General features: G+C 39.7%; 1 protein-coding gene. It reads right to left on the reverse strand.

Annotation, left to right across the window (positions count from 1 at the left end; genetic code table 11):
* Positions 1–18: 18 nt before the first annotated feature.
* Positions 19–1,196, reverse strand: a protein-coding gene (locus tag AMM48_RS22015) for an IS3 family transposase (RefSeq protein ID WP_244271346.1) whose coding sequence is annotated in 2 segments (ribosomal slippage) — positions 19–926 and positions 926–1,196 — 1,179 coding nt in all. Because the reading frame shifts where the segments join, the coding sequence is not laid out codon by codon here.
* Positions 1,197–1,356: the final 160 nt, after the last annotated feature.

Consider the following 1,356-nt stretch of genomic DNA (forward strand, 5'->3'; position numbering starts at 1 on the left):
GAAGGTATAGTGCAGTGGTCAAGTAAAACTGGCCATCTTGTTAGAGGTTTTTACGTTTTCTTTCTCTGCTGCTAATGGTGAAAATCCGCCGTTAAACTGATGTGGGCGATATCGATTGTAATAGCCATTTATATAATCACTAATCGACAGCCTCGCTGTATTCATATCTGAATAACCTAACTTAGGCATCCATTCTGTTTTAAAGCTCCTAAAGAAACGCTCCATTGGCGCATTATCCCAGCAATTACCACGGCGACTTAAGCTCTGTCTAATCCCATAGCGCCATAACAATTGCCTAAATGTTTTACTTGTATAATGGCAACCTTGGTCACTATGAAATAATAGCTTTTTTGGCTTACCTCGACTTTCAAAAGCCATCCTTAATGCTTTTTTAGTTAGCTCGCTATCTGGGCTATTTCCAATAGCCCAGCCAATGACTTTACGCGCATATAAATCGATAACCACCGCTAAATAAGACCATTTGTTACCCGTCCAAACGTAAGTGACATCACCGCACCATGACTGATTAGGCGCTGCTGGACTAAAGTCCCGATTAAGTACATTGGGTATTGATAAGTGTTCTTTTTCACTTTTAGCATACTTGTGAGTGGGCTGCTGTCGACTAACGAGTCCTTCTTGTTTCATCAGTTTGTTAACCAACCAGCGACTTACATTAAAGCCTGATGTGGCCAGTAATGTGACTAAGCTACGCTCACCAGCAGAGCCATGGCTCACCGTAAACCAACGCTTCATTTCGGCAATTAAACGTATACGTTCAGGTATTATGTTATCTGGATTAGCTAACCAATAACGGTAGCTACTGCGATGAACGTCGAATAATTCACACAGTTTAACGATACCAATGCTCTCTTGAAATTCGCTAATTAACGAAAACCTTTGAGTGAGTCCTGAATCAAGAGAGCTGAAGCCTTTTTTAATATTGTATTATCTGTTTCTAAGTCTTTTATCTTTCTCTCAAGCTCTCGTATTTTTATTTGGTCTGGTGTCAATGGTGTTGCTGATGATAGTTGTCCATTTCGCTCATTCCGAAGCTGCCTTGCCCATTTATCTACCGTTGATTTACCTAACCCTAAGCTCTCTGCTACATCTCTTACAGGTCGCCTCATATCAACGACTTGTTGTGCAACTTCTAATTTAAATTCGGGTGAATAAGTTGGTCTTGTTTGTTTTGTCATATTAATACCTGATTAGTTAAAGTGAGTTTATCACCTCTAATCAGATGGCCAAATTCATTACGCGGTTGATTACAGTCTCTTAAAATCAAAAGCGAATTAACCACGAAGGCACGAAGGGTAAAGAAGGTTAGGTCAACACATTAATATTAATCAATATTGT

This window comes from Thalassospira sp. GB04J01 (assembly GCF_000751115.1).
GTDB lineage: Bacteria > Pseudomonadota > Alphaproteobacteria > Rhodospirillales > Thalassospiraceae > Thalassospira > Thalassospira lucentensis.